The 458-nt window shown below is 26.2% G+C and carries 1 pseudogene; it reads right to left on the bottom strand.

What is annotated here, in order from left to right:
- Nucleotides 1-108 precede the first annotated feature (108 nt).
- Nucleotides 109-458 (bottom strand): annotated as a pseudogene (locus tag DIU01_RS12335) (cyanophycin synthetase); the annotation flags it as partial.

The following is a 458-nucleotide window of genomic DNA, read 5'->3' as shown; positions in this document are numbered from 1 at the left end:
CAATAGAACAACCTAATCTAAATCTAAGTTATCTCAAATCAATGTAAGTAAATTTAGAAATAAAATTTTAACATACATTCAATTAAAGTAAAAATAGTTTGAATTAACTCAAATTAACTCCAACACTCTCTCTAAAGCCATACCTCTAGATCCTTTGATTAAAATTAAGTTATTTTCAAAGGTAAAATCTTCTATAGATCTAGAAAATTCTGCAAAGTCTTGATAAAAATGAAAATTATTCTTAGCTATTTTATTTGAGTAAAAATCATTCCCTATGAAATAGCAAGATAAAGTATCTTCTTTTAATAATGATGCAACAATCTCTTTGTGCTCATACAAACTTTCTTCACCTAGTTCAAACATATCGCCAATAATAACAACCTTATTATCACGACTAAGTTGTATAAAGTTTTCTAATGCAACCTTCATACTACTAGGATTTGCATTATATGCATCTA

This window comes from Flavobacterium sp. (genome assembly GCF_003525665.1).
Lineage (GTDB): Bacteria > Bacteroidota > Bacteroidia > Flavobacteriales > Flavobacteriaceae > Flavobacterium.
Note: the sequence above shows the minus strand (reverse complement) of the source record. Positions and strands in the feature narration are given on the sequence as shown.